Annotated in this window: 1 protein-coding gene; it reads right to left on the bottom strand. The window is 69.4% G+C overall.

The window, feature by feature from the left end:
* On the bottom strand, positions 1–735 hold a 735-nt coding region (locus JK364_RS54525; protein ID WP_201858898.1), incomplete at its 3' end, for a transposase family protein.
* Positions 736–743: the final 8 nt, after the last annotated feature.

Below are 743 nucleotides of genomic sequence, written 5' to 3'. Positions count from 1 at the left end.
CAGAGCGAGGTTGTGCATGTGCGCGACGGCTTGGACCGCGTGGTGGAGGCCGTCGCCGTGCTGTCGGCAGTCGCGGAGGATCTTGTAGTTCTTCAGCCGGCCGATCGCATGCTCGACACGTGCACGGACCCGGCGATGCTCGGCGTTGTCGGCTTCCTCGCTGGCCAGCAGGGGCCGGCCGGGTCGTTTGCGGTGCGGGACGATCAGGCCGGTGTTGATGTAGGCGCCGTCGCCGAGCACGGTGACGCCGCGGCACTGGTCCGGCAGGCCGGAGTTGCGCCACACATGGGCGTCGGCCTTGTTGCCCGGGGCCGGGCGAGCGGTGGCCACGACCAGGCGTGTGTCGGCATCGATGATGACCTGCACGTTCGCGGAGAACCGGTAGTTGCGGCTCGAGGCACCGACCTTGCGGTCGCGGACCGGGACAAGCGTGCCATCCACGATCCACAGCCGGTCCGCAGCATCGACGGGACGTGATACCGGCCCGAGCGCGAGGAGGGGCCGCAGCCGCTGGATAACCCTGCACACCGTGGCCGGCGAGACCCCGAACAGTGGCGCGAGCTGCCTCATCGTGAGGTTCGTCCGGTAGTAGACGGCCACCACCAGCACCCGGTCGGCAAGCGGCAGACACCACGGTCGCCCGATTCGCGGCCCGTCGCCACCCCGCTCCCGCACCACCTTGAGCAACCGCTCGAACTGCCTCATCCGCAGCCCCGTGAACGTCTCCACCCACAACCGATCAG

The sequence above is a fragment of the Streptomyces endocoffeicus genome (assembly GCF_016741935.1).
Lineage (GTDB): Bacteria > Actinomycetota > Actinomycetes > Streptomycetales > Streptomycetaceae > Streptomyces > Streptomyces endocoffeicus.
This window is presented reverse-complemented; position numbering and strand designations above follow the sequence as displayed.